We start from the raw sequence: 20483 nt of genomic DNA on the forward strand, positions 1-20483 counted from the left end.
GCCGTTTTTGATTGCTAAACGCTAAGTATAACCGAATACCTAAGCTGGCAAGAAGCACCTTATAACACGCTCCACATGAGCGCTCGCTCGCAGTGCGCCAATGTCGCTAAAAGCACTGTAACAAATACTTAAAAAATTACTACAAGATGAAAGGCAAAATAGAAAGGCTTAAGATCAACCCAATTGCCACTAGAGTAAAAAACGCCTCGGCTGAGTTTTGACGAGCATGTTGAAAATAGCCCATTAGATATTCACCAATATTTGGGGTTTTCATATTACGACTGCGCTCTAGCTGATCTTCGCGAATGAGAACACGTGCTTGTTCGGCCTGCTGTTTATCTCTAACCCAAATCCCCGCCATGGATATTTGCCAACGACCCGCACTGGTTTCATAAAACTCAATATCATGCTCCGCCAGAAGTTGACGGATATCGTCGGCTTCTTCTTCAGGAACATATTTTAATCGAAACACCAAGGTCGCCATGCAAATCGCTCTCTGAAAATAAAAGGTAGCAAAGAGTAAGAGAAGGCAAAGCGGAATACAATGCTACAAATGGCTTTTTCTCGCTTGATCGTCCATCAACCACTCTATGACTTGATCAATCGGCAAAGGTCGACAGAAATAATACCCCTGCACTCTTTCAACCCCTAACTCTCTTACCGCTTCCAACTGGTCTTCCCTTTCTACCCCTTCCGCAACCACTTCCATATTCAGCTCTTTCGCTAACTTGGTGACGGAGGTTAAGACCTGTCGGGTAAATTGATCTTCTTTTAAACTCGCGATAAAAATTTGATCTAATTTTAATGTGTCATATGGGAAACGTCGTAAAAAATCCAACCCCGCATAACCCGTACCGAAATCGTCCACGGATAGACGAATATCTAAGGCTTTAATGTGCTCAAAACGACTCACCATTAAAGGTAATTCAATGGAATTCAATGCCGTTGTTTCTGTCACTTCTAACCCTAATCGCCCTTTTAATTCAGGCCATTCATTCATCACTTTAGCCAGCGTAGGAGCAAAGTCTTCATGAATCAAACTGTGTCGATCAACGTTCACTGAGATTCGAATGTCTTTGAGTAAATCCGCATTTTGACGGAAGAACGCCCCCACTTTTCGAATCACCATCCAAGTGAGTTCGTCAATTAACCCTAAGCGTTCAGACACCTCAATAATGGATAAAGGAGAGACCTGACCATGATAAGGAGAATGCCAACGAATTAACGCCTCCAATTCATGAGTACGGTTTTCATCTAATGACACAATGGGCTGGAAATACACTTCCATCGCATTGTTTTGAATGGCCCTTTTGATACATTGTGGTAATGAGCGGCGATAATACAGAAAACTCCAATGTAAAACGCAAAACAAAACAAGTAAAAAGACACTAAAAAGAAGGATGAAGGGCCACATTGACTGATATATTTGCCAATAATAACGTTCTGGCAAATACACCGCCAAACTCATCGCCCAATCATCCAGAGTGCGAACCTGTTTATCCAATATCGAGCCTTCAATATCAGCACTATTGGATACGACCATTTGTTTACCCAAAGTCAATTGATAGGCATAACCTGATGTCAGCCAACGATCAACATAGTTTCCTAAACGCTGCGGCGGTGCCAAGCCATTTACCCCAATGCCTTTTTCGCCTTTATAAAACACCAGAAACGCATTATCTCCTAAAGTATGTGACTTAACGAGAGATACGGTTCTATGGGCTGGGCTGGCTTCAATTCGCTGAGCAATACTGTTAAAAATCTTGAACTTTCTGGGCCCTAGATTGGTACAAAAAACCTGATAATCCGAATTGAACAGACCAAACTCTTTAAAAGTAGGGGAATAAAATGTCGCGCTACGCAAGCGCGTGATGCTTTCTGAATTACAAGAAAGGTCCGCGTCATTTGCAATGCTTTTAAGCTCAACAAAAATTGCCTCCATTTGCGAATCTAATGCCGCTTTAGCGAGGTCTGTTCGAGTAGAGATGTCTTTCAAGAGGTAAAAATACAAACCCAAGGAGAAAAGCAATATTGAGCAAACAACGGATATAAAGGCGTAGGAAAATAGGACTTGTTTACTAGAGGGAAATAGTACACTCAACTTACGAAGCATAAATCCCTCTTATATATGTACCATCCATCGTATATCTCAACCTTTTGTAATAAAGTGTAACGGCACAAATAATGCCATATAAGTAACAAACTACCAACAAAAGACTGTACAAAAAGTTTATAAATATAAAGCGAACAAGTCAGATATACACATACCTTATAGAGATCTTCAGCTCATATTAAGAATATACAGATTAGCGACGAATTATTCCGGCAAAAATGGCAGCACAGGGCAATTAACCACAATATCGCTACGCTCAATACGAATTAATCCACTCTCTTCAGCCTCAAAAACAGCTTCTTCTGAGGTCAATTCATAGACGTCTTTGGGGTTATTCCATACCACCCAGTACATGAGCCAAAGTGGTGAATAATGACGATCTCGGCTTAAATAACCTAATGGGACAGGCGCCGACGCAAAGATATTTTGTTGCTCTTTATTTGGGAAGCCATATACCCGTTCTAGTACCGTTTTAACTTGAGGTGGTTTTGGGTAACGAGGAATCGCATCCCGTAAACGCGGTGCATAATTCGCCTGCATTTCCTTTGCCATCTTGCGATCAGAAACATCTGTGGTGATGTAAGCCACTTGTTCACCATCATGCCAAGCCTGAAATATCGGCAAACGTGCCATGTTATTCTGCGTCGAAGCGCAACCAGCTAACCACAGGGTGAATAAAATCAACAACACAGAACGACTCAGCAAACTTAGCCTCCACTTGAAACAAAATCGTCTTTCCGACTCTCACAAGGTATCAAGACTCATCCTTTTTGGAAAGGCAAGTCGATTTCCTTATCGAGCCACTTTAGTCTGGTGCCTTGAGCTTAGTGTATTTATACACTGTATTTCGACTCACGCCCGCGGCTTTCGCGGTTTGTGACACATTGCCCTTGTGTTCCTCCAATAAACGCGGGATTAGCTGCTTAAGTGTTTCCGCATCGGTACTGACGTCACGATGCTCAATCTCCTCTGCGGACGACATCATCAGATCGTCAAAAAAGTCGTCAGGTAAATGCCACTCTTCCAACTCATCACCGTCAGCCATGGCCATGCCAACCTTTAACGTATGCGCTAATTGACGCATGTTTCCTGGCCAAGGGTGTTTCTCAAGCAAAGCCAACATGTCATCTGATAAAGGAGGGCTTGGTTCTTCTTGACTTAATCTTGCATGCAAATACGCGATCAATTTCACCTTATCTTGTCGTTCACGTAACGGCGGTAACTCTATGTTTAAACCCGAAATACGATAATATAAATCCTGTCGAAAGCGACCATCTTTCACTTCTGTTTTTAAGGCTCGATTAGTGGCTGAGATCAATTTAATGTCCACAGGATAGACTTCTGTTGAGCCTAACGGCGTCACTACCCTTTCTTGTAACACACGTAATAACCTTGATTGCACCGCCATTGGCATTTCACCAATTTCGTCCAAAAATAACGTGCCTCTGTGGGCTCGTCGGATCAAGCCAATTGAACCTTTATTTTGCGCCCCTGTAAAAGCGCCCTTTTCATAACCAAAAAGTTCAGATTCGACCAATTCAGCCGGAATGGCAGCGCAGTTCACCGCCACCAGCATCTCTTCTCGGCGTGAACTGTGATAATGCAAACTACGCACAAAGATCTCTTTGCCCGCTCCCGTTTCACCATGAATTAAAATCGGAATGTCCTTTTCCATGATCTTATGAGCCTGCTTCACTAAACGCTCTACGTGGGCATCTCCATGTTGCAATTCGGCTAATGGAATGACATTCGGTGGCACATTATGACGAGCGTGACCCGCACTTTCCAAGTCCATAAAAGACAAGTCTTTACCCTTGTTTTGCATAGTATTTTTATTATCTTTAGGGGTAGGAGGAACATAGCCAGAGCCTTGGCGAAAATCTGGTACACGCATAATTTGTTGCACTGGCGGTATGACTTTGACATAAAACTGATAGCGCCCTAGCGCCATCAGTTTTAGGGGTAAACTGGCCGGGTGATGCTTAATTTCTCGCATTTCAATATCAAAAATCTGACGAATATTCAGAAGCGCTAAATCCCGTGCTAATACCACTTCAGCACGCCGATTAGCCGACACAATGGTGCCATTTTCATCCAGCACCAAAATACCCGACCAATGACTGTCTAAACTGGTCACATTGGTGTTGAAACTGAGGATAAAATGCTCTTGTTGAAACGCTGAAAAAATAAGCCGATTTTCCACACTCAAAGACATAAGTTTCACCATACCAAAGGTATGATCCTGAGGCAGATAAGCGTCCGATGAGATGTCCAACACACCAACTAAGTCGTTTTGAGTATTATAAATAGGGGAGGCCGAGCCCACCATGAAACGATTCGCTCTTAGGTAGTGTTCATCGCGACCGACCTGAATGGCTTGGCCAGTAATCAAGGCTGTACCGATGGCATTTGTGCCAACACCAATTTCACTCCACTGATTACCACCAACAAGACCGTGTTCTGAAGCCGTTCCAAAACGCGGTTGCCCCCAGGTATTCAAAACATGACCTTGGCGATCGGCTAGCACGATCATACAGGCCGAATTGCTTAAGATATTCTCGTAATAAGGCAAAACTTCGTTTTCAGTGGTCTCTAATAGACTACGATGCTGGTCCATTAAATCGTGCAGTTCCCCTCTTGGCAAACTGGCAAAGTCCGGTCGACTGCCATGCTCCAAACCAAACTGCTCACACCGATACCAAGACGCTTGAATTTGCTCTTTATGAGTTTTTTCAGTGACTTGAGCTCCTTCAGTTAAGGCATTTGGTGACATATTTTGTTGTTGTTCTTGCTCAGGCATTTCCAGCTCCGACGTGTCAGGGGCATTCGCCAAGTTCATTCTGTATTGTTATTTAGAGCTTACTCAGATGACGCTAATGTGTTCATCCGGTGTTCACAATTCTTCCCCACTCTAAACACTTTGAACACCTCTGAACAGTCTTTTTCATATATGAACATTTCATCCTGACTTAAAGGTCACATTATTTTTCCTTATATTTCATAAAGTTAAAAAAATTAAGAGGATTTTTAGTATTTTGGCACAAGCTTTGTATTAGTCCTTACAAAGCTTGCATGTTCACTTTTGCAATTCACACTGAGCACATGCGGCATTGAAAACAATAACAACAAATAAGGTTCTAAACATGTCTCTGACGCTGCAAAATGTCTCGCGCGTTGTTGAGGGTGAAACTTGGATAGACAAGGTCAATATGACGCTTGAGCCAGGTTCCTTCAACGTGTTACTTGGGCGCACCTTGTCTGGTAAAACGACGTTAATGCGACTGATGGCCGGTCTTGATCGACCAACTACAGGAAGCGTTCTCATGAACGGTGTTGACGTAACCGGACTCCCTGTTCGCGAGCGCAATATCTCGATGGTCTATCAGCAATTCATCAATTACCCCAATCTTACGGTCTACGAAAACATCGCCTCACCTTTGCGACTCGCCAAAATGAATGAAGCGGAGGTGGATCAAAGAGTTCGGGAAACAGCCACCATGCTGCGCATCGATCCTTTTCTAGATCGATTACCACTGCAACTGTCTGGTGGTCAGCAACAACGGACAGCGATGGCTCGTGCCTTAGTAAAAGATTCACAAATCATTCTATTTGATGAACCTCTGGTGAACCTAGATTACAAACTTCGCGAAGAACTGAGACAAGAACTCAGGGCTTTGTTTAAAGCGCGTAACTGTATTGCCATCTACGCCACCACGGAACCCAACGAAGCCCTTGCCCTTGGCGGCAACACCGCCGTTCTTCACGAAGGCAAATTATTGCAAATGGGGCCAACCGCGCAGGTTTATCATCAGCCGAAAGACATCATCACCGCCGAAATGTTCTCCGAGCCGCCGATCAATCTGGTGCCTGGTCGCGTCAGTGAGGAAGAAGTCACCTTTGATGAAACCGTTCACTTCCGCCTAAACAGTGACCTAAGGGGCCTAACGCCAGGTCTTTATAAATTCGGAGTGAGAGCCTCACACATTGGTTTGGTTCCCCATTCAGATGACGACTTAGAGCTTCCTGTCAAAGTCGATCTCGCCGAGATCAGTGGCTCAGAGACCTTTTTACACGTTCACAATTCGCATTTTGATTTGGTACTTCACCTGTCTGGCGTTCATGAATACCAAGTGGATCAAGACATTAAGGTCTATTTCCCCACCCATAAACTCTATGCCTTTGATAGTGAAGGTAAAATGGTGCATTCCCCAGCACGTATGAGGGAGCAATAATCATGGCAGAAATTACGCTTAATTCACTCGCCCACAGCTATGGCGAAAAACCAGATGGTCAAAAAGAGTACGCCATTCGAGAAATGACACACGTGTGGGAACAAGGCGGAGCTTTCGCTCTACTGGGGCCTTCTGGCTGTGGTAAATCCACCTTATTGAATATTATTTCAGGCCTACTGGAGCCTTCAGAGGGGGAAGTCTTATTTGATGGTAAACGCGTCAATGAGCTCAAACCTGAAGAGCGCAATATCGCGCAAGTGTTTCAGTTTCCTGTGGTGTACGACACCATGTCAGTGTACGACAACCTAGCCTTCCCATTACGCAACATTGGCGTTCCAGAATACAAGGTACGCTCAAAAGTACATGAAGTGGCGGAAATTCTAGAACTCACGGAACAGCTAAAACGCAAAGCCAAAGGTTTGTCTGCTGACCAAAAGCAAAAAGTGTCAATGGGGCGCGGCTTAGTACGAGATGACGTTTCCGCTATTTTATTTGATGAGCCACTCACGGTCATTGACCCTCAGCTGAAATGGAAGCTACGTCGTAAGCTCAAACAAATTCATGAGCAGTTTAACATCACCATGGTGTACGTCACTCATGATCAGCTAGAAGCCTCTACCTTCGCCGATAAAATTGCCGTCATGTACAACGGCCAGATTGTGCAGTTTGGTACTCCAAGAGAGCTATTTGAAAATCCGGCACATACCTTTGTGGGTTATTTCATTGGCAGTCCTGGCATGAATTTCTTCGAGGCCGATCTGATTCAGCAAACCGATGGCACTAATGCGATTCGTTTTGGTGAATATGACATCACCGCCAGCCAAACCATGCTTTCGCAACTTTCTGACATGCAAATTAATAAAGTCACTCTGGGAATCCGCCCTGAGTTTGTACACGTTTGGGATGGCAAAAGTGATGATGCCTTCTTGGTAGAAGTCGACTATGTAGAAGACCTTGGCACCTACAAGATTTTGTCTTTCCTATTTAACGGAAAAATGATGAAAGCTCGACTCAGCGAAGACCAAAAAATCCCATCAGGACAAGTCTACGTCAGCTTCCCTGAGCAATGGACCAAGGTATATGTCAATGACTATCTAGTCGAGCCTAAACAGGAGACACAAGATGCAAACTAAAGTCGAAAATAATAAAGCCTGGTTTCTTGTACTGCCCGTTTTCTTGATTGTGGCTTTCTCTGCCATCATTCCATTAATGACGGTAGTAAATTACTCCGTACAAGATATTTTTGACCCATCAACGCGCTACTTTGTTGGTACCGAATGGTTCCAACAAGTCATGCTCGACAGCCGTCTGCATGATGCCCTATTACGTCAGTTTATCTATTCCTTCACGGTCTTAGCCATTGAGATACCACTCGGTATCTGTGTGGCGCTGATGATGCCGACGAAAGGAAAAGGCGCTTCACTTGCGCTCATTTTAGTGGCCATTCCTTTGTTGATCCCTTGGAACGTCGTTGGCACCATCTGGCAAATTTTCGGTCGTGCTGACATCGGTTTATTTGGCGCCTTCATGAGTTACATCGGCGTTGACTACAACTACGCATCGGACCCAACTGACGCTTGGCTAACCGTTGTGTTGATGGACGTTTGGCACTGGACACCTTTGGTCGCTTTACTCTGCTACTCAGGTCTAAGAGCCATTCCGGAAGTCTACTATCAAGCGGCGCGTATCGATCGTGCTTCACGTTGGGCGGTGTTCCGCTATATCCAACTCCCCAAGTTAACCAATGTACTGATTATCGGTGTGTTATTGCGCTTCATGGATTCCTTCATGATTTATACCGAGCCATTTGTCTTAACCGGTGGTGGTCCAGGTAGTTCGACAACCTTTTTGAGCCAAGCACTCGTGCAACAAGCCATTGGTCAGTTTGATCTGGGTCCTGCGGCGGCCTTCTCATTGGTTTACTTCTTAATCATCTTGTTAGTGTGCTGGGTTTTCTATACCACCATCATGAACATGCAGAAAGATAAATAGGGGCTACTATGACACCTTCTAATACACAAGCACCGGTTCATAGCACCGCCGAACGTAAAGCCCGACATGCCCAATGGCGTGGTCGTTTCGGTCTTGTGCTCTACATTGTCCTATTGCTCTTGCCAATCTATTGGCTCGTCAATATGTCTTTTAAAACCAACACTGAAATTCTTAGTGGATTATCCTTCTTCCCTGAAAATTTCACCCTAGAAAATTACGCCAAAATCTTTGGTGATGCGACCTGGTACATGGGCTACGTCAATTCCATTTTCTATGTCTCTATGAACATGGTCATCAGCCTATTAGTAGCATTACCAGCCGCTTACGCGTTTAGTCGCTATAAGTTCATCGGCGATAAGCACATGTTCTTTTGGCTGCTTTCTAATCGTATGGCGCCCCCTGCGGTTTTCTTACTGCCGTTCTTCCAACTGTATTCGTCGGTTGGTTTGTTCGACACCCACATCGCCGTTGCACTAGCACATTGCTTATTTAACGTGCCGCTCGCTGTGTGGATTTTAGAAGGCTTTATGAGTGGTGTGCCAAGAGAAATTGACGAAACCGCCTACATTGATGGTTACACCTTCCCACGCTTTTTTGTGCGCATCTTTATTCCTTTGATCCGTTCAGGCATTGGGGTAACCGCCTTCTTCTGTTTTATGTTCTCTTGGGTCGAACTCTTGCTAGCACGAACCCTAACCTCCGTAGACGCGAAACCGATTGCCGCCATTATGACGCGGACGGTGTCCGCCTCCGGTATGGATTGGGGGCTGTTGGCCGCCGCCGGTGTGCTCACCATTATTCCTGGCATGCTTGTTATCTACTTTGTTCGTAACCATGTCGCTAAGGGCTTTGCCCTTGGTCGAGTGTAAGGAGAAATATCATGGCTTGGATGTCTTGGACACTACCAACCGCTCTGTTTTTTATCGGGATTGCGGCCATTTTGGTCAGCATGACCGTCTGGCAAATCATCTCACCGAGTGTGGAGCGCCGTGGCTTTTTACCACTGGCCACCACCCGAGGAGATCGTTTATTTATTGGCCTGCTAAGCAGTGCTTTTATCCACCTTGCATTTGTTGCACTAACAAGTGTGAGTATTGCGATAGCAACCGTCCTATGTGCTCTTTGGATGATCGTCCTAATGCGCTGGGGTTAACGGTTGCCCCTATGGAAAACTTGGCAGGACGCCAAAAAACTAAAATTGTTGAGGTAAATCATGCGCTACAATAAGAAAAAAATTGCACTGGCCACCTTGCCCTTTGCTGTTATGTTGCATTCAGCTAGCCTATGGGCAGATGCGTATTCAGATGCAGCGGAAAAGTGGGTAAAGGACGAATTTTCAGTTTCCACTTTAACCCAACAGCAGCAACTTGATGAGTTAAGTTGGTTTACTCAAGCCGCGAAGAAGTTTCGCGGTATGGAAATTAATGTCGCATCCGAAACTCTGACTACCCACAAATACGAATCACAAGTCTTAGCCAAAGCCTTTGAAGAAATCACGGGCATCAAGGTAAACCATGACTTGATTCAAGAAGGGGACGTGGTCGAAAAACTGCAAACCCAAATGCAATCCGGCCGTAACATCTATGATGCTTATGTTAATGACTCAGACCTCATTGGTACGCACTTTCGTTACGGTAAAGTAGTGCCGATTTCTGACATGATGAAAGGCGACGGAAAAAATTATACGTCACCAACATTGGACCTAGACGATTTCATTGGTCTGTCTTTTACCACTGGACCTGACGGTAAACTATACCAACTGCCTACCCAGCAATTCGCCAACCTATATTGGTTCCGCGCAGACTGGTTTGCACGTGCCGATTTGAAAGCAAAATTCAAATCCATTTATGGCTATGACCTAGGTGTACCAGTGAACTGGTCTGCTTATGAGGACATCGCGGAATTCTTCACCGACAAGGTGAAAACCATTGATGGCGAGCCTGTTTACGGTCACATGGATTACGGTAAAAAAGACCCATCTCTAGGCTGGCGTTTCACCGATGCTTGGTTCTCTATGGCGGGTGCCGGAGACAAAGGCATTCCAAATGGTTTGCCTGTTGATGAATGGGGTATTCGTGTAGAAAGCTGTCACCCAGTGGGTTCCAGTGTTTCTCGTGGTGGCGCAACAAATGGTCCTGCGGCCGTGTATGCAACAACGAAATACGTCGATTGGTTACGTAAGTACGCGCCACCAGAAGCGCAAGGCATGACCTTCTCTGAGTCCGGTCCAGTACCTGCTCAAGGCGGCGTGGCTCAGCAAATCTTCTGGTATACCGCTTTCACTGCAGACATGACCGCAAAAGGCCTACCTGTTGTGAACGAAGATGGTTCTCCGAAATGGCGTATGGCGCCGTCGCCAGTTGGGCCATACTGGGAAGAGGGCATGAAAAAAGGCTATCAAGACGTTGGTGCTTGGACCTTCATGAACTCAACGCCGGATGATCGTCGTCTAGCGGCTTGGTTGTATGCTCAGTTCACTACGTCTAAAACCGTCTCGCTACAAAAAACCTTGGTAGGTTTAACGCCAATTCGTGAGTCAGACATAAACTCACCTGAAATGGCCGCAGCCGCACCGAAACTAGGTGGTTTGGTTGAGTTCTATAAAGGGCCTGCTCGTAAAGAATGGTCACCAACAGGTACTAACGTGCCAGACTATCCTAAGCTAGCACAGCTTTGGTGGCAGTACATTTCTCAAGCTGCCAGTGGTGAAGCCTCACCACAAGAAGCGTTGAATGGCCTTGCTGCGGCACAAGATAAAGTGATGCAACGTCTTGAACGTGCGAAAGTACAAGACAACTGTGGCCCTAAACTGAATACGCCTCGTGACGAAGCGTATTGGTTGGCCCAGCCGGGTTCACCTAAAGCGAAATTGTCAAACGAGAAGCCGCAAGGTGTCACGGTATCTTACGAGGAACTGCTTCGTTCTTGGGAATAAGTTAATTTAACACCTAGAACACAAAGACCGGCTTTCTGCCGGTCTTTTCTTTGCTGATGTTGCATGCACTAAATTAACCGCGCCATATCAGATTAGATTTATCCATGAACAGCCTATTTTAAAATCAATGCAGAAGCTTACTGTGATGCACCACCTCCTTCAGTTGATCTTGAAGGTGTTCAATGGTCTCTACCATGAGGTGCTGCTTGTCTTCTGGTATCTTGGCAATATCGTCTAAAGATATTTGCTCCAAGTCTTCCAACAATTGAGTGAGATGCTTAAAATCCTTATCTGTTTCCTGTTTCATCGAAGTGCTCCTTGCGAACATTGTTTAGGACACCACTAACCATAGCTGAGCTTTCTGTGCTTTGTGTTCATTTAAAAGAAAAGTCTTTGTAAAAAATCGTAATGTTCATTTAAATCCTGAACAATTAAAGCCGTATGAAAAACAAAATCGCTCTATTTTTAAGTCCCATCAGCCAAAACGAAAACTGGATGCTGTCACTCCACCAAAGACATTATTATCATGATAAACCCTTGTCATTACCGCCTCTTCAGCCGCTCCTAAAGCCACCATTAAAGGAATAAAATGATCTTCTCTTGGATGACTGACTCGAGCATACGGCGCTTGCTCCCATGCGATTAAGCTGGCGTTTCTTTGCTCTGGTGTTGACGCCATCAACGTCTCCTGCAACCAAGCATCAAATTGAGCTGAAGGCTCTTTTGCTTGCGGTCCAAACAAACGCAAATTGTGATAACTCAAGCCACTGCCAACAATCAACACACCTTCTTCACGTAGTGGGCGCAAGGCTCGACCAATGGCCAGATGCTCAGCTGGATCTAAGTTATTCTTCAAGGATAACTGAATCAGTGGCATGTCTTTATTGGGGTACATGATCTCCATCGGCGTAAAAGCGCCGTGGTCATAGCCTTTTTTATCATCTAAATCCACTGGCATGCCTGCCGCTGACAATAATTCTACAACTCGAGCCGCCACCTCAGGAGAGCCTGACGCGGCGTATTTAACACTGTAAGTATGTTCAGGAAAGCCGTAGTAGTCGTATTCCATGCCAGGAGCCGGACTGGACTGAACCGCCAGCTTTTTGGTTTCCCAGTGCCCTGAAATCATCAACACCGCTTTCGGTTTTTCGGGTAACTGTTCTGGCATGGCCGCTAACGATGCTTCTAAGGTTGCTAACATAGCACGCATGTCTGGTATATAAGGCCAAGGGCCACCACCGTGAGAAATAAAATAAGTTGGTAACATAAACAACACCTCGTAACTTGATTTAATTGGCTCACACTCTTACGTGATAACCATTGGAATTGCCTTCAGTCTAAGTTTGAGCGCCAAGGTGATCAATATGCGTTCAGTTAATCCATAATTTACAAATACGAAATAGTATCATCAAAAACTCTCTCGATATTTCATTTAAGTTCAAAAAAAACCACTCTTAGATGGGCTATTTGAGAGCTTATGTCTGCTATTTTATTTTGCATAACAAAAAACTCTAAGTCTGTGCCCATCGGGGTCTAATGCGGTAAAGCTGGTACCAAAATCCATCACACTTATGTCTTGGATAATCTCCACTCCCAGCTCTGACCATTTGCGGCAATAAATCTGTAGGGTGATTAGATTGCTAACTTCAAGAGCAATTTCCATACTGGCTGACACCACTTTATCGGCTTTTGGTTCCACACAAGACCAAGCCCATAGACCAAATTTATTGCCTGATTCGCTGACAAAGAGGGCAAAACTATCTTGTTGTTCAACCGGATCTCGCTCGAAAAGCAAACGATAAAAATCGACGCTTGCTTCTACATCATTGACATAGAAAATAGGAAAATTTGAAAGTTCCACTCGCTTCTCCTTCGTTAAAATCACACAAACAGACATGGTTTACAGCCTATATCTGTTATTCCCTATGCTAAACAGCAGAACGGTTAGTTTATGTCAGCAGTCGTTAAATACAGAATAAGAGCCACAGTTGCCAACAAGGCGCAAACTGCAGCATATGCATGTCATTTAACAACCTCATCCTTTGCAAAAGAAGGGGACGGCAAGTCGGTAAAGCCTTCCGCTAGAACGTCCAACGTGACCTCACCAAAACGCTCTAACAACAGAGACTCCGCCTCAATTAACACATCACTAATGGCTTTGTTAACGGCTTGCTCAATGGGGCAATGGGTATATTCATCAGACAATCCAATGGTAAACACCGAGCTTTCACCTAGTGCATTGTGGATATCCAGCAAACTAATCTTATTCAACGGCCTCGCCAAAGACCAACCACCACCATGCCCTTTGACAGAGCTTACATAGCCTTGTTTTCGTAATCCTGCCATGGTGCGCCTTACAACAACAGGATTCGTACTTAGCATTTTTGCAATGCGCTCCGATGTCGCAGGACTTCCTAAACGCTCCATATGAATCAGTACATGCAACATACGTGATAAACGACTGTCTTTTCTCATGACTTACCTCGGTCTAAAAGCTCTATGTACATTTTACCTCAAGATCTCAAGAAACAATAAAAGTTTCATGAGTTGACTTTGCATTTTCATGTAACTTATGATGTTTCTTAAATTAAATTGACTGAGGATAGAAACATGCCTGAAGAGGTAATTATCATAGGTGGGAGCTTCGCGGGTTTATCAGCCGCCATGCAACTGGCTCGTGGACAAAGAAAGGTCACCGTCATTGATGCTGGCGAACCACGTAATCGTTTCGCCAATCAATCACACGGTTTTTTTGGACTGGATGGCGTATCACCCTATCAAATTCAGCAAGAAGCACAGCGCCAATTGCTAAAATACCCCACTGTTACCCTGATTGAAGACACCGCTACAGCGGCATCAAAAAAAGAAGGGCTCTTTCATGTCAGCTTAGGAAATGGTCATACGATACACAGCAAAAAGTTGATTCTGGCAACCGGTCTAAAAGATGAAATACCCGATATTCCCGGCCTACGAGAACGCTGGGGGGCCACCGTTGCCCACTGTCCTTATTGCCACGGCTATGAATTAAGAAATCAGCACTTGGGGGTCATCGCCACCAGTCCTCATTCCATTCATCAGGCCGCTATGCTGCCAGACTGGGGGCCAACCACCTATTTCACCCAAGGTCAATTTGAGCCGGATGAGGAACAATTCGCCCTACTAACCAAACGCGGCGTTACTATAGAACGTACTGAAGTGATTGAAGTCCTTGGTCGACCACCCAAAATTACCAGTCTCTATCTCGCCGATGGTCGCACCATTCAGATTGGTGGCATCTTTGTGGCCCCTAAAACCCATATGGCCAGTTCGTTAGCCGAGCAACTCGGCTGTGAATTTGAAGAAGGTCCGTTAGGACTCGTGATCAAAACCGATGAGATGAAACAAACCAATATCACAGGGTTATTTGCCGCAGGAGATAACGTTAATCCTATGCAAAATGCCACTTTCGCATCTGCCGCTGGTGTTATGGCGGGCGTAGGAGCCCACCACGCTTTAATCCAAGACGCCTAATAATCAGGCCGCAAAATGCTACAAACAGCATTTTGCGGCTTTTTAAAGTGCAAAATCCCTGTAATAAATTCCATCCTTCCTAGCCAATTACTGACCTTACTTTCTGCCCCAACGTGTTGAAAATGCCTGTTAAGTAAACTCTCCGTCATGATAGTGCAATCCCCCGTAATTAAAGGCTTTTTAGGGAAATTGGGGGTATCTTTTCTGGCGCTAAAAACCCGCTTATTCTGAGAAAAAGCACAACGCTTATTGTAATCAGCACAAAACAACCCAGACACTTATCAGGAGATAAACCATGTCCTTTACCTTTGCAAAACGCACACTGATCAGCAGCTTAGTCGCTGCCGCTTCTTTTTCATCCGTTGCTTTGGCTCAACCGCAACCAGGTTTTACCATCACGCCAAGTATTGGCCATTACGATATGGACAATGATCGCGATGAAAAAAACGATACCGCTTACTCTCTCGGCTTAGGTTATCAATTCGATAATCCTTGGGCAGTCGAATTTGTTTACCTAAATGCCGACACAAAATCGGCTCAAACAGGCAATAAAGTCGATGTTGACCAGTATCGCTTAGACGGTTTATACCACTTACCAAATGTTTCTCACTATAACCTCACACCTTACTTAGCCGCAGGGGTTGGCACCACTGACTTCAGCTCCAATCCTGACAATAATGTGGAGATTAATGCCGGTGGTGGTTTGAAATATGCCATCAATGATTCACTTGCTTTACGCGCCGATTTTCGTCTAGTGAATGACGTCGAAGATCATCACGTCGACAAGGTCTCTTCTATTGGTTTGCAAATGACTTTTGGCCATAAAGGGAACCATGAAGCCAGTCAGGAGATGGATTTTCAACCTATCGACTATGATGAAAATGTCGATCAAGCAACAGAAGAAATGGCTGAACCAACGCCAGCAAATGAACCTGAAACCATCACAGAAATAGAGCAGCCTATAATCGCTGAAGATAACCCACTAATGGAAAACACGGTAAAACAAGAGGAGCCATTACCTGAACCACCGGTGACGGCTGACGGCACAGAACCAAGCTTGTCGGAGCAAGCTGCCGTTGTCGCAGCACAACCCCCAATTAAACTGAACATCCAATTCGCCAGCAACCAAACTCAGGTACAGCAAAAATTCTACCCAGAAATTGAGAAACTGGCGACCTTCCTAATGGAAAATCCTAATACCACGGTGGTCATTGAAGGTCACACGGACGATACCGGTGCCGCCAGCTACAACCAAAAAGTGTCAGAAGAACGTGCTAATGCCATAGCGGATGTCTTGGTCGAAATCTTCGGTATTCCAGAGAGTCGAGTGAGTGCCATCGGATACGGTGAAGATAAGCCTTTGTTCGACAACGATTCTGCTGAGCATCGTCAAGCAAACCGTCGTGTTGTCGCTGTGATCTCGGATAATCAAGCCTAAATCACCGCATTCAAGTCTCCCAATGATTGCCATAGAGCGAACCGCATTCTGGCACGCCCAATCTTTGATTGGGCTTTTTTTTGCTCTTCACAAAGAGCACTCTTATCTTCATCAAGCACCTTGGAGTCACTTCATTTCGCCATATAAAAATGCAAAAGTATTGTAATTAAAATCCGATTTTCTACACCTTAACAGCAAACTTGCTACTCATTTAACTAAATAATTCTCTCGCCAAGTAAAGCCTCTGTCAGGAATACATAAATAGATTTCAACCCTTTGTTTTTATTGAATTTTAGATCCCTTTATTTCTCACTAAATGGGCGTAACCTAAAGTCTGAAACGGAACAGAACACATCAATGTATGTTCATAAATTCAGTACATTAGGAGAATTAACATGGCAATTTCATTTACTAAACGTACTCTTTTCAGCGGAGTCCTAATGGCTTCTACTTTAACCACCATGGCTTATGCCGAGCCGAGTAAATCCGGCTTCACCCTGACCCCAAGTCTCGGCTTCTACAACACAGACAATGATCGTGACGCAGGCAATGACCATTATTACGCCCTTGGTCTTGGTTACCAATTTAATAGCCCACTTGCTATCGAAGCCACTTACCTGCATTCCGATGCGAGAAAACGTGGTCGTGATCACGACTTAGATCAATACAGAGTAGACGGTTTGTATAGCTTGCCAAAATTCACTCAAGTGGATCTAACGCCTTATTTGGCCGCCGGGGTTGGTTTAACCGATGTAGATGGCACAGACTCCAGCACCAACTTGTTCATCAATGCCGGTGGTGGAGTGAAATACGCACTCAACCAAGATGTTAGCCTACGAGCCGACTTCCGCTTGGTAAAAGACATTGAAGACAATTACTTAGATAACGTGGCATCAATTGGCGTGCAATATGCCTTTGGCGAACCCGCTTTACAGTACAGTAACTAACCCTAAGGCTAAACACAGCATGTTTAAAGATCAAAACGCCCAGTCTTGCTGGGCGTTTTCCTACTACTTAAAACCGACGTTTTATCAAGTTTTGGTTGCTAACCATCGACACACACCTTGCCCAGCTAAACGTCCAGTCGCAAAGCAAGCCGTCAGCAAATAACCGCCGGTTGGCGCTTCCCAATCCAACATTTCACCCGCGCAAAATACGCCCGGCATTGTGCTTAGCATCAAGTCATCATTTAAGCTCTCTTGACACACACCACCAGCACTGGAAATCACTTCCTCTATGGCTTTGACTTGAAAAAAAGACACGGGCAAATGCTTGATCGCTTGCGCCAAAGACACTGGGGTCGATAAAACCTCTTTGCTAAACATTTCATGCAGTAAGGCGGCTTTGACACCGCTTAAGCCTGTAGTGCGTTTTAGGTACTTGCTAAGGGACTCTTTCGCCTTTTTAGAGGACAATTTAGCCACCAGCTGAGATTCACTCACCTCAGGTAGCAAATCAATGGACAAACTGGCTTCCCCTTGCGCTTCAATGGCGTCTCGCAAGTATTTTGAAAAAGCATAGATTAAGCTACCTTCCATACCGTCTTGGGTGACAATGCATTCGCCTTTTTTATGAACGACCAGCCCCTGAGCGAGCGTCATGGTAAACGCCACGCCTTTAAGTGGACTGCCTGCAAACTTGCTACGTAAGTACTCACTCCAACGACTGTAAAAACCGCAGTTAGCACTGCGCAAAGGTGACAAATGAACGCCTTGCTCAGCAAGCATAGACTGCCAAGCACCGTCTGACCCCAGTTTGGGCCAACTGGCTCCGCCCATGGCAAGGACAATCGCATCCGCATCCGCCGTCACGGTTTCCCCTTGATGATCAAAGGTGGCACATGTTGAATTTAGGGAGAGCATTTTATGACGCATATGAAACACCACTCCGGCGTCGCGCAAGCGCGATAGCCACTGTCGTAACAAAGGCGCGGCTTTCATGTCGGTTGGAAAGACACGACCCGAGCTGCCCACAAAAGTGTCTACCCCTAGGCCATGAATCCAATCCCGTAAGGCTTGATTATCAAATTGGCGTATCGCACTGGATAACCAATCGGCTTTGTCATAGTAGCGTTGTATGAAATCATCATAGGCTTCGGAGTGCGTAATGTTCATGCCGCCCACACCGGCCAATAAGAATTTGCGGCAGGCGCTGGGTTTGGCATCGTACACAGCCACGTGATGACCCGCTGCGGCCATCCTTTCTGCTGCCATTAAACCCGCAGGGCCGGCTCCGATCACCATGACTTGGTTTGCCATTGTCTGTCAGTACTCACTCAATATTATAAGGGAGGGCATGATAAAGAAGTTTTTCTCTATCGCCAAATCAGTCACTCTTTTGACTCTGAATACCCGCAGTTAACGTCAAGCGCATGGCTTCTTCCACGCCAATGTCCAACTCCGTTAAGCGCGCTCGCTCTATGTACAAGGTAACCCCACCGATTTGATAACTCAGCGGCACATACACGCCAACCAATTCTTGATCAGGGAAAAGTTGTTTACCCGTTCGCTCACCAGTGACAAAACCAATCACTTGCGCGCCATTCCACTCCAAAGACACCACACTTTTCATGTCTTTCTTTTCGGATAGGTTAAATACCATCATGACGTCTTTAAAAGCACCGTAAATGGATTTCACCAAGGGAATGCGCTCTAACAGGTCATGGCTGAGTTTCACCAGATAGCGAATGCCGTATAGATTTACCAGCAAACCCACCAATATCAAGGTCGCCAAACTCATAACCAAACCGACCCCGGGAAAATAGTAATCTTCCGGTATGAGTAACAGAATGAGCGGTTTGGCCAATGATTCACCGGTCGATAACAACCAGTAAATAAGGTATAGGGTTAAGCCAATTGGCAACACGGCTACCAAGCCCTTCAACAACAAAGACACCAATTTATTCATCATCACATTATCCAATTATTTGCCTCTACTAACGAGACGCAGCAGGTCCAATCTTGCTGCATAGTGTGTGGATAAATTCCTCAAAAGCAAGCGATACGAGAAATTTAATTCGTTTCGCAGAACGCTGAAAAGACCTATGTTCATCACGTAATGAATAACCACAGGGACTTCTCATGACCAGCAAAGTAGGACGCCTCAAAGGGGATCAGCAAGATACGCGCCATTGTGTTGCGCGATGCCATATTTATCGAGCTGCTAAAGGACAGCATTCGGTTAATCGCTTTTACTCTGCGCGGTCTATTCATCGACTCGCGACGTTTTCGCAAAAAACGGGGTTAACAAATACCTAATAGGACTCCTGTCATTTCGGCTTTATACTGGCGACATAATAAATGAAATATAAATAACAGCAGAAGTTGCACAGGAGTCGGCCTTGAATTACAAACGTCTTGAAACCTTTGTTTGGGTTGCCACGTTAGGCAGTTTTCGTAAAGCAGCGGAACGCTTACACACCACTCAACCCGCTATTTCTGCCCGAATTTCTGGTCTGGAAGACGAGCTTGGTGTGAAACTGTTTGAACGAGAAGGCGGTTCCAGTCCTATTATTTTGACGCCAAAAGGCAAAGAGTTACTACCCTACATAGAAAAAATTCTGTTTCAATCGGAACAGCTGCGTAAACGCGCTGAGGCAGACACGGCCTATTCTGGAGTATTACGTTTGGGCGTTTCCGAAACCATAGTCAACACTTGGCTACCGGACTTCTTAGCTCGTTTACACAAAAAATCCCCCAACTTAAACGTCGAACTGACGGTGGACATCACCACAGTATTGGCAGCAGGCGTAAAAGATCGAACCTTGGATTTAGGCTTATTAATGGGCCCCATATCTGAGCCAAGTATCGTCAATCATGATTTATGTACCTTTGCGTTGTCTTGGGTATGTAGCCCCAAATTGGCCTTACCAGAGCGCTTACTTTATCTCGAAGAACTGACACCTTGGCCAATTATCACCTATGCTAAATCCACCAAACCTTATGCGGAAATCGTACAGAAATTTCGCAGCTTAGAAGGCAACCCTGCACACTTCTACGCTTCAACGTCACTGGCTGCTATTCGTAGTTTGGCGATCGATGCCGTGGGCATCGCCACTTTACCAGACATCATGATCAACAAAGAATTAGAAGACAATGTGCTGCGTAAGATACACACCATTTGGACCCCTCATGATTTGAAATTTACCGCCTCCTATTCAGACGAGCCTTTCAATCCTTTGGCCGAAATGGCCGTTGATTTAGCGATTGAAGCCGCACAAAAATACGAAAACACCTTACTTGATAAAATTAATTGATCAAATAA

Annotated in this window: 21 protein-coding genes; 11 read left to right on the top strand and 10 right to left on the bottom strand. The window is 45.1% G+C overall.

From position 1 onward, the window contains the following. Positions 1–139 precede the first annotated feature (139 nt). From ACHUFM_RS13715 to ACHUFM_RS13730, 4 genes are all read right to left on the bottom strand, one after another. Positions 140–472 carry a DUF6164 family protein gene (locus tag ACHUFM_RS13715; protein WP_394182788.1) on the bottom strand — a complete coding sequence of 111 codons (333 nt, stop codon included), beginning with the start codon at positions 470–472 and terminating at the stop codon, positions 140–142. 75 nt (positions 473–547) lie between these two features. Next, positions 548–2113 (bottom strand): EAL domain-containing protein, encoded by a 1566-nt coding sequence (locus ACHUFM_RS13720; RefSeq protein ID WP_394182790.1) that lies wholly within the window; start codon positions 2111–2113, stop codon positions 548–550. A 204-nt stretch (positions 2114–2317) separates the two neighbouring features. Continuing rightward, complete coding sequence (locus ACHUFM_RS13725) at positions 2318–2818, bottom strand: DUF7482 domain-containing protein (RefSeq protein WP_394182792.1); 501 nt, start codon at positions 2816–2818, stop codon at positions 2318–2320. Positions 2819–2918: 100 nt separating this feature from the next. Beyond that, complete coding sequence (locus ACHUFM_RS13730; protein WP_394182845.1) at positions 2919–4886, bottom strand: sigma-54-dependent Fis family transcriptional regulator; 1968 nt, start codon at positions 4884–4886, stop codon at positions 2919–2921. Between the two features lie 370 nt (positions 4887–5256). Here ACHUFM_RS13730 and ACHUFM_RS13735 point away from each other — a divergent pair, with 370 nt between their 5' ends. From ACHUFM_RS13735 to ACHUFM_RS13760, 6 genes are read left to right on the top strand one after another with little or no spacing between them, the layout of a single operon-like run. Further along, positions 5257–6345 (top strand): ABC transporter ATP-binding protein, encoded by a 1089-nt coding sequence (locus ACHUFM_RS13735; RefSeq protein WP_394182793.1) that lies wholly within the window; start codon positions 5257–5259, stop codon positions 6343–6345. A 2-nt stretch (positions 6346–6347) separates the two neighbouring features. Beyond that, positions 6348–7478, top strand: coding sequence for an ABC transporter ATP-binding protein (locus ACHUFM_RS13740; protein WP_394182795.1), 1131 nt, complete (start codon positions 6348–6350; stop codon positions 7476–7478). Then, positions 7468–8337, top strand: a complete 870-nt coding sequence (locus tag ACHUFM_RS13745) for a carbohydrate ABC transporter permease (RefSeq protein WP_063332926.1) — start codon at positions 7468–7470, stop codon at positions 8335–8337. Before ACHUFM_RS13740 ends, ACHUFM_RS13745 begins: the two co-directional genes overlap by 11 nt. Positions 8338–8345: 8 nt before the next feature. Beyond that, complete coding sequence (locus tag ACHUFM_RS13750; RefSeq protein WP_394182797.1) at positions 8346–9206, top strand: carbohydrate ABC transporter permease; 861 nt, start codon at positions 8346–8348, stop codon at positions 9204–9206. An 11-nt stretch (positions 9207–9217) separates the two neighbouring features. Then, positions 9218–9490: a DUF2160 domain-containing protein gene (locus ACHUFM_RS13755; protein ID WP_394182799.1), complete on the top strand. Its 273-nt coding sequence runs from the start codon at positions 9218–9220 to the stop codon at positions 9488–9490. 60 nt (positions 9491–9550) lie between these two features. Continuing rightward, a complete protein-coding gene (locus ACHUFM_RS13760; protein WP_394182801.1) occupies positions 9551–11272 on the top strand; it encodes an ABC transporter substrate-binding protein in 1722 nt (573 codons plus the stop codon). A 124-nt stretch (positions 11273–11396) separates the two neighbouring features. Here the strand turns inward: ACHUFM_RS13760 and ACHUFM_RS13765 are convergent, their stop codons facing one another. The 4 genes from ACHUFM_RS13765 to ACHUFM_RS13780 form a co-directional block, all read right to left on the bottom strand. Then, the gene (locus ACHUFM_RS13765; RefSeq protein WP_394182802.1) at positions 11397–11579 is read right to left on the bottom strand and encodes a hypothetical protein; all 183 of its coding nucleotides are present in this window, start codon (positions 11577–11579) and stop codon (positions 11397–11399) included. Between the two features lie 168 nt (positions 11580–11747). Continuing rightward, positions 11748–12539, bottom strand: a complete 792-nt coding sequence (locus tag ACHUFM_RS13770) for a DODA-type extradiol aromatic ring-opening family dioxygenase (RefSeq protein ID WP_394182803.1) — start codon at positions 12537–12539, stop codon at positions 11748–11750. A gap of 222 nt (positions 12540–12761) precedes the next feature. Beyond that, complete coding sequence (locus ACHUFM_RS13775; RefSeq protein WP_394182804.1) at positions 12762–13133, bottom strand: VOC family protein; 372 nt, start codon at positions 13131–13133, stop codon at positions 12762–12764. 161 nt (positions 13134–13294) lie between these two features. Further along, positions 13295–13747, bottom strand: coding sequence for an Rrf2 family transcriptional regulator (locus ACHUFM_RS13780; protein ID WP_394182805.1), 453 nt, complete (start codon positions 13745–13747; stop codon positions 13295–13297). A gap of 135 nt (positions 13748–13882) precedes the next feature. Between ACHUFM_RS13780 and ACHUFM_RS13785 the strand changes: the two genes are divergently transcribed. The 3 genes from ACHUFM_RS13785 (at position 13883) to ACHUFM_RS13795 (ending at position 17167) form a co-directional block, all read left to right on the top strand. Continuing rightward, a complete protein-coding gene (locus ACHUFM_RS13785) occupies positions 13883–14782 on the top strand; it encodes an NAD(P)/FAD-dependent oxidoreductase (RefSeq protein WP_394182807.1) in 900 nt (299 codons plus the stop codon). A gap of 295 nt (positions 14783–15077) precedes the next feature. Beyond that, positions 15078–16220, top strand: coding sequence for an OmpA family protein (locus tag ACHUFM_RS13790; protein ID WP_394182809.1), 1143 nt, complete (start codon positions 15078–15080; stop codon positions 16218–16220). A 395-nt stretch (positions 16221–16615) separates the two neighbouring features. After that, a complete protein-coding gene (locus ACHUFM_RS13795) occupies positions 16616–17167 on the top strand; it encodes a porin family protein (RefSeq protein WP_394182810.1) in 552 nt (183 codons plus the stop codon). Between the two features lie 84 nt (positions 17168–17251). On the opposite strand, the gene ACHUFM_RS13800 is transcribed toward ACHUFM_RS13795, so the two are convergent. Continuing rightward, positions 17252–18478, bottom strand: a complete 1227-nt coding sequence (locus tag ACHUFM_RS13800; RefSeq protein WP_394182811.1) for a TIGR03862 family flavoprotein — start codon at positions 18476–18478, stop codon at positions 17252–17254. A 67-nt stretch (positions 18479–18545) separates the two neighbouring features. Next, entirely contained in the window at positions 18546–19130 is a 585-nt protein-coding gene (locus ACHUFM_RS13805) for a DUF502 domain-containing protein (protein ID WP_394182812.1), read from the bottom strand. A 170-nt stretch (positions 19131–19300) separates the two neighbouring features. Here ACHUFM_RS13805 and ACHUFM_RS13810 point away from each other — a divergent pair, with 170 nt between their 5' ends. Beyond that, a complete protein-coding gene (locus ACHUFM_RS13810) occupies positions 19301–19477 on the top strand; it encodes a hypothetical protein (RefSeq protein WP_394182813.1) in 177 nt (58 codons plus the stop codon). A gap of 83 nt (positions 19478–19560) precedes the next feature. After that, positions 19561–20475, top strand: a complete 915-nt coding sequence (locus tag ACHUFM_RS13815; protein ID WP_394182814.1) for a LysR family transcriptional regulator — start codon at positions 19561–19563, stop codon at positions 20473–20475. Positions 20476–20483 lie beyond the last annotated feature (8 nt).

Origin of the sequence: Marinomonas posidonica, assembly GCF_043643765.1 — a bacterium.
GTDB lineage: Bacteria > Pseudomonadota > Gammaproteobacteria > Pseudomonadales > Marinomonadaceae > Marinomonas > Marinomonas posidonica_A.